Source organism: Bacillus sp. S2(2024), from assembly GCF_050474045.1.
Classification (GTDB): domain Bacteria; phylum Bacillota; class Bacilli; order Bacillales; family Bacillaceae_G; genus Bacillus_A; species Bacillus_A yunxiaonensis.
This window is the reverse complement of sequence record NZ_JBFLUS010000003.1, coordinates 3225279-3237933: the sequence shown is the minus strand read 5'-3', so window position 1 is coordinate 3237933 and position 12655 is coordinate 3225279. Positions and strand designations below refer to the sequence as shown.

General features: G+C 35.8%; 18 protein-coding genes. 14 read left to right on the top strand and 4 right to left on the bottom strand.

What is annotated here, in order from left to right:
* The first annotated feature begins 1 nt into the window (after position 1).
* From comGC to AB1284_RS16390, 7 genes are read left to right on the top strand one after another with little or no spacing between them, the layout of a single operon-like run.
* Positions 2-307: a competence type IV pilus major pilin ComGC gene (gene comGC / locus AB1284_RS16420; protein ID WP_429753880.1), complete on the top strand. Its 306-nt coding sequence runs from the start codon at positions 2-4 to the stop codon at positions 305-307.
* A complete protein-coding gene (comGD, locus tag AB1284_RS16415; protein WP_429753881.1) occupies positions 304-744 on the top strand; it encodes a competence type IV pilus minor pilin ComGD in 441 nt (146 codons plus the stop codon). Before comGC ends, comGD begins: the two co-directional genes overlap by 4 nt.
* A complete protein-coding gene (locus AB1284_RS16410; protein ID WP_429753882.1) occupies positions 734-1051 on the top strand; it encodes a type II secretion system protein in 318 nt (105 codons plus the stop codon). Before comGD ends, AB1284_RS16410 begins: the two co-directional genes overlap by 11 nt.
* Positions 1038-1484 carry a competence type IV pilus minor pilin ComGF gene (gene comGF / locus AB1284_RS16405; RefSeq protein ID WP_429753883.1) on the top strand — a complete coding sequence of 149 codons (447 nt, stop codon included), beginning with the start codon at positions 1038-1040 and terminating at the stop codon, positions 1482-1484. Before AB1284_RS16410 ends, comGF begins: the two co-directional genes overlap by 14 nt.
* Positions 1481-1858 carry a competence type IV pilus minor pilin ComGG gene (comGG, locus tag AB1284_RS16400; protein ID WP_429753884.1) on the top strand — a complete coding sequence of 126 codons (378 nt, stop codon included), beginning with the start codon at positions 1481-1483 and terminating at the stop codon, positions 1856-1858. The genes comGF and comGG overlap by 4 nt, the downstream gene beginning before the upstream one ends.
* Before the next feature lies 1 nt (position 1859).
* Entirely contained in the window at positions 1860-2357 is a 498-nt protein-coding gene (locus tag AB1284_RS16395) for a shikimate kinase (protein ID WP_429753885.1), read from the top strand.
* A gap of 36 nt (positions 2358-2393) precedes the next feature.
* Positions 2394-2594, top strand: coding sequence for a YqzE family protein (locus AB1284_RS16390; RefSeq protein WP_336481638.1), 201 nt, complete (start codon positions 2394-2396; stop codon positions 2592-2594).
* Between the two features lie 227 nt (positions 2595-2821).
* On the opposite strand, the gene AB1284_RS16385 is transcribed toward AB1284_RS16390, so the two are convergent.
* Complete coding sequence (locus AB1284_RS16385; protein ID WP_429753886.1) at positions 2822-2947, bottom strand: hypothetical protein; 126 nt, start codon at positions 2945-2947, stop codon at positions 2822-2824.
* 227 nt (positions 2948-3174) lie between these two features.
* Positions 3175-3804: a VC0807 family protein gene (locus AB1284_RS16380; protein WP_429753887.1), complete on the bottom strand. Its 630-nt coding sequence runs from the start codon at positions 3802-3804 to the stop codon at positions 3175-3177.
* A gap of 191 nt (positions 3805-3995) precedes the next feature.
* Between AB1284_RS16380 and AB1284_RS16375 the strand changes: the two genes are divergently transcribed.
* The 4 genes from AB1284_RS16375 to AB1284_RS16360 all read left to right on the top strand — a co-directional run bounded on the left by AB1284_RS16375 (position 3996) and on the right by AB1284_RS16360 (position 5690).
* Complete coding sequence (locus tag AB1284_RS16375) at positions 3996-4538, top strand: peroxiredoxin (protein WP_429753888.1); 543 nt, start codon at positions 3996-3998, stop codon at positions 4536-4538.
* 21 nt (positions 4539-4559) lie between these two features.
* Positions 4560-5003: a TlpA disulfide reductase family protein gene (locus AB1284_RS16370; RefSeq protein ID WP_429753889.1), complete on the top strand. Its 444-nt coding sequence runs from the start codon at positions 4560-4562 to the stop codon at positions 5001-5003.
* A gap of 225 nt (positions 5004-5228) precedes the next feature.
* The gene (locus AB1284_RS16365) at positions 5229-5450 is read left to right on the top strand and encodes a hypothetical protein (RefSeq protein WP_336481633.1); all 222 of its coding nucleotides are present in this window, start codon (positions 5229-5231) and stop codon (positions 5448-5450) included.
* 45 nt (positions 5451-5495) lie between these two features.
* Positions 5496-5690 carry a hypothetical protein gene (locus AB1284_RS16360; protein ID WP_336482025.1) on the top strand — a complete coding sequence of 65 codons (195 nt, stop codon included), beginning with the start codon at positions 5496-5498 and terminating at the stop codon, positions 5688-5690.
* A 171-nt stretch (positions 5691-5861) separates the two neighbouring features.
* Here the strand turns inward: AB1284_RS16360 and AB1284_RS16355 are convergent, their stop codons facing one another.
* Both AB1284_RS16355 and AB1284_RS16350 read right to left on the bottom strand, forming a co-directional pair.
* Positions 5862-6656, bottom strand: coding sequence for a YqhG family protein (locus tag AB1284_RS16355; protein ID WP_429753890.1), 795 nt, complete (start codon positions 6654-6656; stop codon positions 5862-5864).
* Positions 6643-8325, bottom strand: a complete 1683-nt coding sequence (locus AB1284_RS16350) for a DEAD/DEAH box helicase (protein WP_429753891.1) — start codon at positions 8323-8325, stop codon at positions 6643-6645. Before AB1284_RS16350 ends, AB1284_RS16355 begins: the two co-directional genes overlap by 14 nt.
* A gap of 260 nt (positions 8326-8585) precedes the next feature.
* Between AB1284_RS16350 and gcvT the strand changes: the two genes are divergently transcribed.
* Genes gcvT through gcvPB form a run of 3 tightly spaced genes read left to right on the top strand, consistent with a single transcriptional unit; the run spans position 8586 to position 12522 of the window.
* Entirely contained in the window at positions 8586-9686 is a 1101-nt protein-coding gene (gene gcvT / locus AB1284_RS16345) for a glycine cleavage system aminomethyltransferase GcvT (RefSeq protein WP_429753892.1), read from the top strand.
* A 20-nt stretch (positions 9687-9706) separates the two neighbouring features.
* Positions 9707-11050: an aminomethyl-transferring glycine dehydrogenase subunit GcvPA gene (gene gcvPA / locus AB1284_RS16340; protein ID WP_429753893.1), complete on the top strand. Its 1344-nt coding sequence runs from the start codon at positions 9707-9709 to the stop codon at positions 11048-11050.
* Positions 11047-12522, top strand: coding sequence for an aminomethyl-transferring glycine dehydrogenase subunit 2 (gcvPB, locus tag AB1284_RS16335; protein ID WP_429748346.1), 1476 nt, complete (start codon positions 11047-11049; stop codon positions 12520-12522). Before gcvPA ends, gcvPB begins: the two co-directional genes overlap by 4 nt.
* The last annotated feature ends 133 nt before the right edge of the window (positions 12523-12655 follow it).

The window sequence follows — 12655 nt, the reverse complement described above, 5'->3', positions numbered from 1 at the left end:
TGTGAAAAATGAAAAAGGCTTTACGTTGTTAGAAATGTTGCTTGTAATGCTTGTGATTTCTGTTTTACTGCTTCTTATTATTCCAAATGTGGTAAAACAGCGCTCTTCTGTACAGGGGAAGGGATGCGACGCCTTTGTAAAGTCTGTTGAAGCGCAAGTACAAGCGTATCAACTAGAATATAATAAAGTCCCAACAGTAGACGAGTTATACAATGGTAAATATATTACATCTAAAACTTGTCCAAAAGGTGAGAGTATTACAATTGATGCGACAAGTGGGGAAGTTGCAGTTGCAGGAAAATCGTGAAGAAAAATGGCTTTACGCTATTAGAAATGCTCATCGTATTAAGCGCCATCTCTATATTAAGTGTTGTAACATACTTTAATCTATCCTCAATATATGAAAAACAAAAAATTGATCAGTTTATTAATCAATTTTCCCAAGACATTCTTTTTATGCAACAATCAGCGGTAAGCCATCGTAATCGTCATACGTTACGATGGTTTACCAATCAAGCAAAGTATAGCATTACATCTTCAGGAGGAACAGATCCTGTTCTTGTTCTTGTTCGTTACTATCCATCTGATATACAGGTGAACTTAAATACGTTTCCAAATCCAATGACTTACGGTGCTGATGGAAATATTAATAGAGGCGGCACAATTATTGTTTCTTATAAGACAAAAACGTATTATATCGTATTTCAGCTTGGGAGAGGAAGATTTACGTATTATGAAGTGTGAAAAAGGTTCGGTTATGCTTGAGATTCTTGTGTCCCTTAGTTTATTAATGATGACGGTCTCACTCTTGCTCCCGCAAACGCTTCTCATTATGCAAGAACGAAAAAATATTCAACTCCGGTACAAAGCACAGCTATTCTTAAAAGAAGCAGCGGCTGTATATATGTATCATCATGTAATTTCACCAGTAATAGAAAATCGATATGAGAATGTAACGTATAGAATTCAATGGCAAACTGACAAGGCATGTGTACAATGGAAAGATATGAAACAACGAGAAAATGAACGGTGTCGCTATGTTGAAAAATAGCAAAAAAGAAAAAGGATTTACGTTATTAGAAGTGATGATGTGTTTTTTATTGTTATCGGTATTCTTTCTTCTTCTACCTCGGCTTCACGTATTATTTATAGAAACTCCTTACTCTAAACAAGTTACGAATTGGGAATGGAATATCTTTTTAGAGCAAGTGCAAATTGAAATTCGAGAAGTACAGGAAGGAAATAGTGGAGACGGAAAATTGTTTTTAAAAACAAAGACAGGAGAACGTATTACGTATGTTATGTCTGGAAATAATGTTGTTCGAAAAGTAAATGGTACGGGACATGAAGTTCTTTTACAAAAAGTAGAGAATATTTCTTATGAATTAACAGCGCATACATTGATAATACGCGTGCAGGATATAAGTGGTAAGATATATGATGGTGTTGTTACCCGTTATTCTGCTATTGAGGTGAATAGATGAGGTCTGAAAGTGGATTTACAATGCCGGGAACAATCATTCTCATATTGTTGCTCATGTCTTTCTATGTATATGAGACAAATATATTCTTATCAGATCAAAAGTTTTATGCAGAAGCAGAAGAATTGTTTATATTAGAAGAAATAACCGATCAAGCTGTTGCAGAAGTGAAACAAGAATTAAAAACTGGAATGGGAAAAAGAGAGTTTTTTTATACGTATGAAAAAGGGGAAGCGAAGGGCGGTTACACAAAAGTAGATGGGGATGCTTTTGTTACTTTGCAATGTATAACGAAACGAAAGCTCACACATAAAGTGAGCTTTCGTTATAATACAAATAACGAAGCGATTACGAATTGGCAAGAGGAGAGGTTGTAGTATGAGAGCATTATATATAACAGGTTTTATGGGGGCTGGGAAAACGACAATTGGTAAAGCATTAAGCAGTGTACTTCAGATCCCAGTGATTGATACAGATCAACGTATTGAAGAAAACACGAAGAAAATCATTCGAAATATTTTTTCGGAAGAAGGAGAAGATGTATTTCGAAAGTATGAAAGTGAAGTACTGCAATCGTTACCTACAAATGATTATATTATTACAACAGGAGGGGGAATAGTCGAAAAAGCTGAAAATCGACAATGGATGAAAGAACATGGCGTTGTAATTTATTTGTATTGTGATCCGTATGTGATTGCAAAGCGCATTGCAGAGGATACAACAAGGCCGTTATTTCAAAAAGAAAACATCCCATCGTTTATAGAGAAATTTGAAGAGCGTCAAGCCTATTATGAAGAAGCAACATTGAGAATAGACACGACAAATAAAAGTATTGAAACAATTGTGCAAGAAATTCAAACGCAGATTAAGGTATAAAAAAGTGGACATACTACTCTAGTAGGGGTGAGAGATATGTCTACAAATGATTATATAAGATATATGACACAACAATTCGTATCATATATGGATGCTCCAAAAGCTGACCGAAAACAAAAGCGGCAACAGCGTCGCGAGGAAAGAGAACCATTTTTAAATCGTTGGTTCGGTGTACTGCCGTTAAGTGCTGCAGTATTTTACCGGCAAGTGAAGAAAAAGCGAAAAAAATCGAGTTAATGCTTTTGGAATAATTTACTACTAGAAAAGAACTGCATGCCATAGTACAATTTCTACGGCGAGTTATACTCGTCATCTATTCGACAATATAACCTAAACAAGTAGCTCCACTGTTTGTAAACAGTGGAGCTACTTGTTTATCTTGCTACTTTTGTTTCTTACTTACTTAACGAATGCACCTATTAGTATCTCTAAAAACATCAAGTTCACTGCCCCATGTTTTTTACTTATTTTGGCTTTTTTTGAGCTCTTAATGCTACTTTTTCAAGTCCATTTTCTCCTGAAAATTCTACATCTGCTTTTGGCTGAGCATTTTTATTATTTTTAAATTGATTATTCTTGTTTTTAACCATTTTTTTCACCGCCCTTGTAGTTTGATTTAGTTATTCCTTCAAGAATGCCAACACTATATAAAGATATCAGAGTGATATTTGTATATGTTTTTCGTTATCGGCATCCACGATTTTAGTTTGCTTTCTTTTTTATTAGCTATGCTATTTCTTTTTCTTTAACAGAACCAAAGAAAAAGAAACACTCTACTTCAAAATAATAAAAAACCCCCACTGATGGGAGTTTCACTTTATAAGTTAAATTCTGCTTCTGTCACTTGCCTAATTTTATGACCAACCCAAAGGAATCCAGCTCCGATTCCTATCGAAACGAACCAACCAATTCCTGTCATAATTGCTTTCATTTCTCCGTATCCATCTACCCCAAACTTAGAAATCATATATATTTTGATGAAACTAAGTACAATAAACTGTAAGCCAAAAAACAAAGTAAAGTACTGAAACGATGGAAAGAGACGAGGATCACGGTACAACACTTGTGATTCCTTTCGATCATAACCTTGGAGTGCAGCATAGTCGGCGGCGAAATATAACATAAGTGGTTGCTTAATAAAAATGGTACATATGACAAGAGTTCCAAGTGTAATGTGATAGTATACGTCATTCCATAACATCTTTTCAGCTGAGCCAGAAAGTAAGTCTACACTTGTGTTTACAATCATCGTAATAAGGATGAAAAAGCCAGTCACATGAAATTGTCGTTCTTTCTTGAAACTATACAATGTATAGAAAATACCTGGTACAGAAGAAATGAGCATTGCATAATACGCATCCATATAATGTTTGCCGAATTTCCAAATAACAAATGGAAAGATGAGATAAAAAACGATATCGTATAGAGCTTTATGGTTTTGTTTCATTAAAATCCTCCTCTAATTGTATTTTACAACAACATTTCTGAATATTACACCTATTTAATTGATAAAGAAACTTAAATTAAAATAATTTTAATTTAATGTTGACTTCAATTTAATAACATGTATAATACTAATTGTAATGATTATAAAATAGAAATAAATATCAATTAGCTCTTAGGAGGAAGAATACGGATATGACAAAACGTTTAGTAGGAAAACAAGCACCGCGTTTTGAAATGAATGCAGTGATGCCAAATAAAGAATTTAAAAAAGTTAGTTTAGAAGAAAATATGAAAAATGATAAATGGACAGTGCTATACTTCTATCCAATGGATTTCACTTTCGTTTGTCCAACTGAAATCATCGCCCTTTCTGATCGTTATGACGAATTTGAAGATTTAGACGCAGAGGTAATCGGTGTTTCTACAGATACAGTGCACACACATTTAGCATGGATTAACACAGATCGTACGAAAAATGGTTTAGGTGATTTACGTTATCCATTAGCAGCGGATACAAATCATACTGTATCCAATGACTATGGTGTGTTATTAGAAGAAGAAGGTATTGCACTTCGTGGATTATTCATTATAAATCCAGAGGGTGAATTAATGTATCAAATTGTACACCACAACAATATCGGACGTGAAGTAGACGAAGTATTACGCGTTCTACAAGCATTGCAAACAGGCGGACTTTGTCCAGCAAACTGGAAACCTGGGCAAGAAACGTTATAATTTAAAGGGGGAATTAAGTTTATGAAATTACGCGAGCAAATGCCATCATTAGAAGGCGCAACACAAATTTTAAATGACACAATCACACGTGAAGAGTTAATTGGAGATAAACCAACGCTTATTCACTTTTGGTCAGTAAGTTGTTATCTATGTAAAGAAGCAATGCCAGAAGTAAATGAATTACGCGATGAGTATGATGATCGTTTAAATGTTGTTGCAGTTCATATGCCGCGTTCAGAAGATGATTTAGATTTAGCGGTAATTGAAAAAATGGCAGAGAGTCATGATATCATTCAACCCATCTTAGTTGACAGCGAACATGTAATTACAGATGTATTTGAAAATAAATATGTCCCTGCGTATTACGTATTTGATAAAGAAGGTAAACTGCGCCATTTCCAAGCAGGTGGAAGTGGTATGCCAATGCTTCGCAAACGTCTTGAGCGTGTATTAAACGAAGAATAGAAACAAAAATGATTACCTCTAGCAAGGTAATCATTTTTGTTATATAATAATTAAAACGCTTTCATTTTTTGGGTTGTTCACAAATTTGTCTAAATTACACATTAATACTGTGACAATATTGTTTTATAATGAAACTAATCATTCATACATGCATACGTTAATTGTGAAATAAATAACATATTGAATCTATATAAATGTAAACGTTATCAAAAAGAGGTGGTATAAATGAGTAAATTTTTCTTTGATCAAAACCCTGCAAGAGTTGAGGACGGAAAGTTGGTAGAGTATGCGGAAACGATTTATGGAAAAGGAGGTCGCTCTGTATTAGAAAATTTAGTTATAAAGGCATCTATTCGACTACGTGATCGTTATCCTGATAAGTCTGATGAGCAGATTTCTTTTCTTGTGAATCAAGGTCTGCATGATATGTTTCAAAAATATGTGTAAGGAGAGGCCAATGCCTCTCCTTACTTTTTTTGCATAAGGAAAATTATGATTGCTAAAACTAATGGTGAAGTATATGCGAGTGGGGTGAACAAAATGAGTAACGGAGCAGGCGGTTCAAAGAAGAATAAAGAAACAGATGCAAATCATGTGAGTGCAAAACAGAGAGAATATCAAAAGCGAATGACAAAGATTCATCAACAAGAACATAACGATGGTCGAAAATATAATGGGAAAATATAAAGTGAAACTTCCATCAGTGGGGAGGCTTCATCCCCTGCTGATGGAAAGCACGTCCAATCGAGCTTCTTAGGGGTAGTTATTCTATCTTCTTGGCTTTCTCTGAATTTTGAGATGAGGGTCTTACTGCCCAAAAGTAGCGGGATAAAAAAGCACCTTCTAGAAGGTGCTTTTTTATGTTAGAAAATGATTCGCTGTGACATAAAAGAGTCCACCGTTTATAACTTGCATGGTAATACGCGGTTCATATTGTTCTTGCAATGCTTGTTTTTCTACCTTGTAGCTTTCTGGTAATTCATCACTTTCCTCGTAAAAGCGATTTAATAGTTGTAAATCGTGATTCCAACGCACTCTTGCTTCTTCAGCCCATGTGTGATCGTCTGTCCCAATGACATTTTTCATTGCTTCTTCAATTCTAGATAACCCGCTTTGCGGTTTAATAATAGGTGTTAATGTAAAACAAAAATCAGGGATTTTTGGTGTTAAACGAAGTGCTGATAATGCTTCATGAAAATTTGTAATCATCGTACCAGAAATAAGATGGATACCAACGGAATACAGCATGTCTTTTTTTCGATCACATTGATAGGAGACTTTTATATTGATGCCAAGCCAAGGATGAAGCGGGGTGCTTACCTGTCCATTAGAATGAACCTCTTCAAATAAACGAATGTAAGCACCTAATTCCTTTGTAGCTTGAAAAATTTGGTGTAAGCGCGGAGAACCATAGTGAATGAACTCGCCTTCTTTCTCCTCATGTTCTGGATCGGTAATGAATGTAAGACGCATCGGGTTTGGTGTTCCGCCAGTCTTCTCAAGATAATGCCAGTAAAATGGACGGTTCATCAGTAACTTGTCCATACTGATTGTTAGTTGTACGTCTAGTAAATGTGGAAAACGCTGCAAAATTTCACAGCTATTTGCCTCGAAAAAACAACTTAAATAACTATGAATTTCATGTTGCTGCATAACCACGCACCTCAGTTTCATTTCGTTTTGCAAATTCAATAATGGATGTCAAGTTTTCCATTTTTATTCGGATTTCTCCTTCACTTTTGGAATGTGCAAAAATATCTTGAATGTGCGCATCAATATTTTTCATATTAATTCTTGTTAAAATTTCATCTAAATCGCCAATGACACGCTCAAATAAGTTAATTTTTTCATACAGCAGTTTTAAAATATGTTCTTCTACTGTATGTTTCGTTGCCAAATTATAAATATGAACATCATGCTTTTGTCCAAGACGATGAATACGTCCGATTCTTTGTTCCAGTCGCATCGGATTCCAAGGAAGATCATAGTTAATCATATAATTGCAAAACTGTAGATTAATTCCTTCACCGCCTGCTTCTGTAGCAATCAATACTTGTGCATGATTTTGAAATAATTCTTTCATCCAATCTTTTTTACCGCGTTTAAATCCGCCGCGAAATGGTACAGACGAGATGCCATGCTGCTTTAAAAACCATTGTAAATACATTTGAGAAGCACGATATTCTGTAAAGATTACAACTTTATCATTAATTTCTTTAATAATTTCTAATGTTTTATTTGCTTTTGAGTTGGAAGAAATACAATTAATTTTTTCCATCAACACATCTATGTATGGATCTAGTGTATATTGTTCATTTTCTTTTTGACGCTTTTCTACATGTTTTTTGAGTGAGAAATAAACAGCTTCTCGGCTGCTGCATGCTTCTCGCTTTAATGTTAAAGCAGAAAATGCAGAAGTAAATGCATCTTGCCTTTTCCACCCTTCAATTGCATCGTATAAGGCTTTCTCTTGTTCATTGAAATCTACAAAAAGTGTATGAACGTGTCGTTTTGGCCATTCAATGCCAGTGTCATGCCGGCGGTTCCGTACCATTACCTTATTGATAAGTTCTTTTAAATGTTCATCTGTTTCAGCGCTGCGATTTTTAGAAGCATAGTATTCTTCAAAATTGGATTGATTGCCGAGATGGCCAGGTTTTAATAATGAGACAAGATTAAAGATTTCATCAATGCGATTTTGAACAGGTGTTGCTGTAAGTAATAAACAAAACTTTTTCTTTAATAGTTGCGCAAATTCATAGTTTTTCGTTTTATTGTTTTTTAGTTTATGTGCTTCATCAATAATAATGAGATCGTATTCTAAATTTAAAACAATATCACGATGCGGAGAGCGCTTTGCTGTATCGATGGAAGAAACGATAACGTCAGCTTGCTCCCAGGAGTAACTTTTTCTTTGTGCGACAGCTGGAATGAAAAATTTCGTATTCAATTCATATGCCCATTGTGAAACGAGTGAAGCAGGTACAAGAATAAGCACTTTTTTCACAAGACCGCGCACCATATATTCTTTTAAAATAAGTCCGGCTTCAATGGTCTTTCCAAGACCAACCTCATCTGCTAAGATTGCTTTTCCATTCATTTGTTCAATGACTGTTTGTGCTACTTCTAACTGATGTGGAAGTGGCGTGAAGTTAGGTAAATGCTTGGGTGCCTGTAACCCGTCAAATGTTGGAATGAGAAGGGACTGTTCAGTTTGATATGCTAGATGAAATAGTTCCCAATTTGTCCACGGGCCATCTTCTTCTATTCGTTTTAAGAAGTTTTCTTGCCAAGAACGATCTATTGAAATTTCGACATTCATGGATAAAATCTCACCTTCTATAAATTCTAAATTATTTTTTTAGCTAGAATATTGATGAAATGACTCGAAAAATGTTAGGATAATGATGTGAAATGTGTGGAATCTTTCGTATTTTATCCAAGAAAGTACTTTTTTATTTACGCTTTCATAAAAAAATAGTGTGAGATTCCGTATATCCCATCTTTTCAGAATTAAAAATGTTTAGATATGGGAAGCCAACTTTTATTGATTTGTCATAGACAGCGTAAGGGGGAGAGAACATGATTACATTACAACGTACACCGCTATTTGATGTATACGCGAAGTATGGTGGGAAGACAATTGACTTTGGTGGTTGGGAATTGCCAGTTCAATTTTCGAGCATTAAAGAAGAACACGAGGCTGTTCGTACAGCAGCAGGTCTTTTTGATGTGTCTCACATGGGAGAAGTAGAAGTAAAAGGTGCAGATAGTTTAGCATTTTTACAACGTGTAGTTACAAACGACGTTTCTATCTTAAAGGTAGGCGGAGCACAATATACGGCAATGTGTTACGAAGATGGTGGTACAGTAGATGATTTATTAATCTACAAACGTGGGGAAGAAGACTATTTATTAGTAATCAATGCATCAAATATTGAAAAAGATTACGAGTGGTTAGCGTCTCATGTAAGCGGTGATGTGCAAGTAGTCAACGTTTCTAGCGAAATTGCACAACTTGCAATTCAAGGACCAAAAGCAGAAGACATTTTACAAAAAGTTGTGTCAGAAGATTTGAAAGAAATTAAGTTCTTTAAATTTAAAGAAAATGTTCTTGTAGATGGTGTAGAAGCCCTTGTATCTCGTACAGGTTACACAGGTGAAGATGGCTTTGAAATTTACTGTAAGAGCGAAGATGCTGCAAAGCTTTGGGAGAAACTTCTTGAAGCAGGAGAAGAAGATGGCTTAAAACCATGTGGTTTAGGAGCTCGTGATACCCTTCGTTTTGAAGCAACACTTCCACTTTATGGTCAAGAGTTATCGAAAGATATTACACCAATTGAAGCTGGAATTGGCTTTGCAGTAAAACCAAACAAAGAAGCAGATTTCTTTGGAAAAGAAACTTTAAAGGAACAAAAAGAAAACGGTGCACCTCGTAAATTAGTCGGCATCGAAGTAATTGAGCGTGGTATTCCGCGTACTCACTATCCAGTATATGTAGGCGATGAAAAAATCGGGGAAGTTACAAGTGGTACACAATCTCCAACGTTAAAGAAAAGCATTGGTTTAGCGCTAATTGATGTAAAATATGCAGCAATTGATACAGAAGTTGAAATTGAAATTCGTAACAAACGCGTCAAAGCAGTTGTCGTTCCAACACCATTTTACAAACGTTCAAAGTAACGGGGAGAGGGGTAGATTTCATGTTGCATCGTTATCTTCCAATGACAGAAGAAGACAAAAAAGAAATGTTACAAACGATTGGTGTGCAATCGATTGATGAATTATTTTCTGATATTCCAGCAAGCATTCGTTTTCAAGGGGATTTAAATATTAAACCGGCAAAATCAGAACCAGAACTTTTAAAAGAACTGTCTGAGCTTGCTCGTAAAAACGCAAACTTAAAAGACTATGCTTCCTTCCTAGGAGCAGGTGTATATGATCATTATGCACCAGTAATTGTTGATCATGTTCTTTCTCGTTCAGAATTTTATACAGCTTATACACCATACCAACCGGAAATCTCACAAGGGGAATTACAAGCAATTTTTGAATTCCAAACAATGATTTGTGAATTAACGGGTATGGATGTAGCAAACTCCTCTATGTATGACGGAGGTACAGCGTTAGCAGAAGCGGCAATGCTAGCAGCAGGTCATACTCGTAAAAAGAAAATTCTTGTTTCTAAAACGGTGCATCCAGAATCAAGAGCAGTACTTGAGACATATGCAAAAGGTCAGCATCTTGAAGTTGTTGAAATTGATCATAAAGACGGTGTAACAGATTTAAACGTATTACAAAGTGAAGTAGACGACACTGTCGCTTGCGTAATCGTACAATATCCAAACTTCTTCGGACAAGTGGAGAGATTAGCTGATATCGAAAAAATTGTTCATCAACAAAAATCATTATTTATCGTTTCTTCAAATCCATTATCACTAGGTGCATTAACACCACCAGGAAAATTTGGTGCTGATGTTGTCATTGGTGATGCACAACCATTTGGTATCCCAACACAGTTTGGTGGACCACACTGTGGTTATTTCGCAACAACGAAAGCATTTATGCGTAAAGTTCCAGGACGTCTTGTAGGACAAACTGTGGATTCAGATGGTAAACGTGGCTTCGTATTAACATTACAAGCTCGTGAACAACATATTCGTCGTGATAAAGCAACATCTAATATTTGTTCAAACCAAGCATTAAATGCATTAGCAGCATCTGTTGCGATGACGGCACTTGGAAGACAAGGTGTAAAAGAAATGGCACGTCAAAACATTTCTAAAGCACAATATGCAAAACGTCAGTTTGAAGCAAAAGGGTTCACAGTAGCATTTACTGGACCATTCTTCAATGAATTTGTTGTAGATTGCAAACGTCCAGTACAAGAAGTAAATGATGTATTAGTACAAAAGAATATTATCGGTGGTTATGACTTAGGCCGTGATTATAAAGAATTAACAAATCATATGCTTCTAGCTGTAACAGAGCTACGCACAAAAGAAGAAATTGACACACTTGTAAACGAAATGGGGGCTATCCAATGAAGAACCAAGATCAAGCACTTATTTTTGAAATGAGTAGAGAAGGACGCGTAGGATATAGCTTACCCCAATTAGATGTAGAAGAAGTAAAATTAGAAGATGTGTTTGAGAGTGCGTATATTCGTACTGAAGATGCAGAGCTTCCAGAAGTATCAGAGCTTGATATTATGCGTCATTACACAGCACTTTCAAATCGTAACCATGGTGTGGATTCTGGATTTTATCCACTAGGATCTTGTACAATGAAGTACAATCCAAAAATCAATGAAAACGTGGCACGATTCCCAGGATTTGCACACATTCATCCGCTTCAAGATGAAAAAACAGTGCAAGGTGCAATGGAATTAATGTATGACTTACAAGAACATTTAATTGAAATTACAGGTATGGATACTGTTACACTTCAACCAGCAGCTGGTGCACATGGGGAATGGACGGGATTAATGTTAATCCGTGCATACCATGAAGCAAACGGTGACCATAACCGTACAAAAGTTATCGTTCCTGACTCTGCACATGGAACAAACCCAGCATCTGCAACAGTAGCAGGTTTTGAAACAATTACAGTAAAATCAAATGAAAACGGTCTTGTTGACTTAGAAGATTTAAAACGTGTTGTGAACGAAGAAACAGCAGCACTTATGTTAACAAATCCAAATACACTTGGTTTATTTGAAGAAAACATCTTAGAAATGGCACAAATCGTTCATGATGCAGGTGGTAAATTGTACTATGACGGTGCAAACTTAAATGCAGTATTAAGTCAAGCGCGCCCAGGAGATATGGGATTTGACGTTGTGCATTTAAATCTTCATAAAACATTTACAGGTCCGCATGGCGGCGGTGGTCCAGGTTCTGGCCCAGTAGGTGTGAAAGCTGATTTAATTCCATTTTTACCAAAACCAATTTTAGAGAAAACAGAAAATGGCTATCACTTTAACTACGATCGTCCACAAGCAATTGGACGCGTGAAACCATTCTATGGAAACTTTGGTATCAACGTTCGTGCTTATACGTACATTCGTTCTATGGGTCCAGACGGATTACGTGCAGTAACAGAATATGCTGTATTAAATGCAAACTATATGATGAGAAGATTAGCTCCATTTTATGATCTTCCATTTGATAGACATTGCAAGCATGAGTTTGTTTTATCTGGTCGTCGTCAAAAGAAACTTGGCGTACGTACGCTTGATATTGCGAAACGTCTGCTTGATTTCGGCTACCATCCACCAACAATTTACTTCCCATTAAACGTGGAAGAATGTATCATGATTGAGCCGACAGAGACAGAATCAAAAGAAACATTAGATGGCTTTATCGATAAGATGATTCAAATTGCAAAAGAAGCAGAAGAGAATCCAGAAGTAGTTCAAGAAGCGCCGCATACAACAGTAATTAAGCGTCTTGATGAAACAATGGCAGCGCGTAAGCCGATTTTACGTTATCAAAAACCATCTATGGTACAAGTTTAATCATCAATAAAATATTTTGGAGAGAACTCGCTATAGGCGAGTTCTTTTTTATATTGCCGAATAAGGTATCAGTACCTAAAAAAGATGTTATAAAATTGCGGGTTTTATGTAAGATTGAAGAATTCTCATACTT

Coding starts and splice junctions, on each gene's coding strand:
- AB1284_RS16365 (WP_336481633.1), top strand. CDS start 5,229: ATGAGTAAATTTTTCTTTGATCAAAACCCTGCAAGAGTTGAGGACGGA.
- AB1284_RS16390 (WP_336481638.1), top strand. CDS start 2,394: ATGTCTACAAATGATTATATAAGATATATGACACAACAATTCGTATCA.
- gcvPB (WP_429748346.1), top strand. CDS start 11,047: ATGAAGAACCAAGATCAAGCACTTATTTTTGAAATGAGTAGAGAAGGA.
- AB1284_RS16355 (WP_429753890.1), bottom strand. CDS start 6,656: ATGCAGCAACATGAAATTCATAGTTATTTAAGTTGTTTTTTCGAGGCA.
- AB1284_RS16380 (WP_429753887.1), bottom strand. CDS start 3,804: ATGAAACAAAACCATAAAGCTCTATACGATATCGTTTTTTATCTCATC.
- AB1284_RS16375 (WP_429753888.1), top strand. CDS start 3,996: ATGACAAAACGTTTAGTAGGAAAACAAGCACCGCGTTTTGAAATGAAT.
- AB1284_RS16370 (WP_429753889.1), top strand. CDS start 4,560: ATGAAATTACGCGAGCAAATGCCATCATTAGAAGGCGCAACACAAATT.
- comGF (WP_429753883.1), top strand. CDS start 1,038: ATGTTGAAAAATAGCAAAAAAGAAAAAGGATTTACGTTATTAGAAGTG.
- AB1284_RS16395 (WP_429753885.1), top strand. CDS start 1,860: ATGAGAGCATTATATATAACAGGTTTTATGGGGGCTGGGAAAACGACA.
- gcvPA (WP_429753893.1), top strand. CDS start 9,707: ATGTTGCATCGTTATCTTCCAATGACAGAAGAAGACAAAAAAGAAATG.
- comGG (WP_429753884.1), top strand. CDS start 1,481: ATGAGGTCTGAAAGTGGATTTACAATGCCGGGAACAATCATTCTCATA.
- AB1284_RS16410 (WP_429753882.1), top strand. CDS start 734: ATGAAGTGTGAAAAAGGTTCGGTTATGCTTGAGATTCTTGTGTCCCTT.
- AB1284_RS16350 (WP_429753891.1), bottom strand. CDS start 8,325: ATGAATGTCGAAATTTCAATAGATCGTTCTTGGCAAGAAAACTTCTTA.
- AB1284_RS16385 (WP_429753886.1), bottom strand. CDS start 2,947: ATGGTTAAAAACAAGAATAATCAATTTAAAAATAATAAAAATGCTCAG.
- AB1284_RS16360 (WP_336482025.1), top strand. CDS start 5,496: ATGATTGCTAAAACTAATGGTGAAGTATATGCGAGTGGGGTGAACAAA.
- gcvT (WP_429753892.1), top strand. CDS start 8,586: ATGATTACATTACAACGTACACCGCTATTTGATGTATACGCGAAGTAT.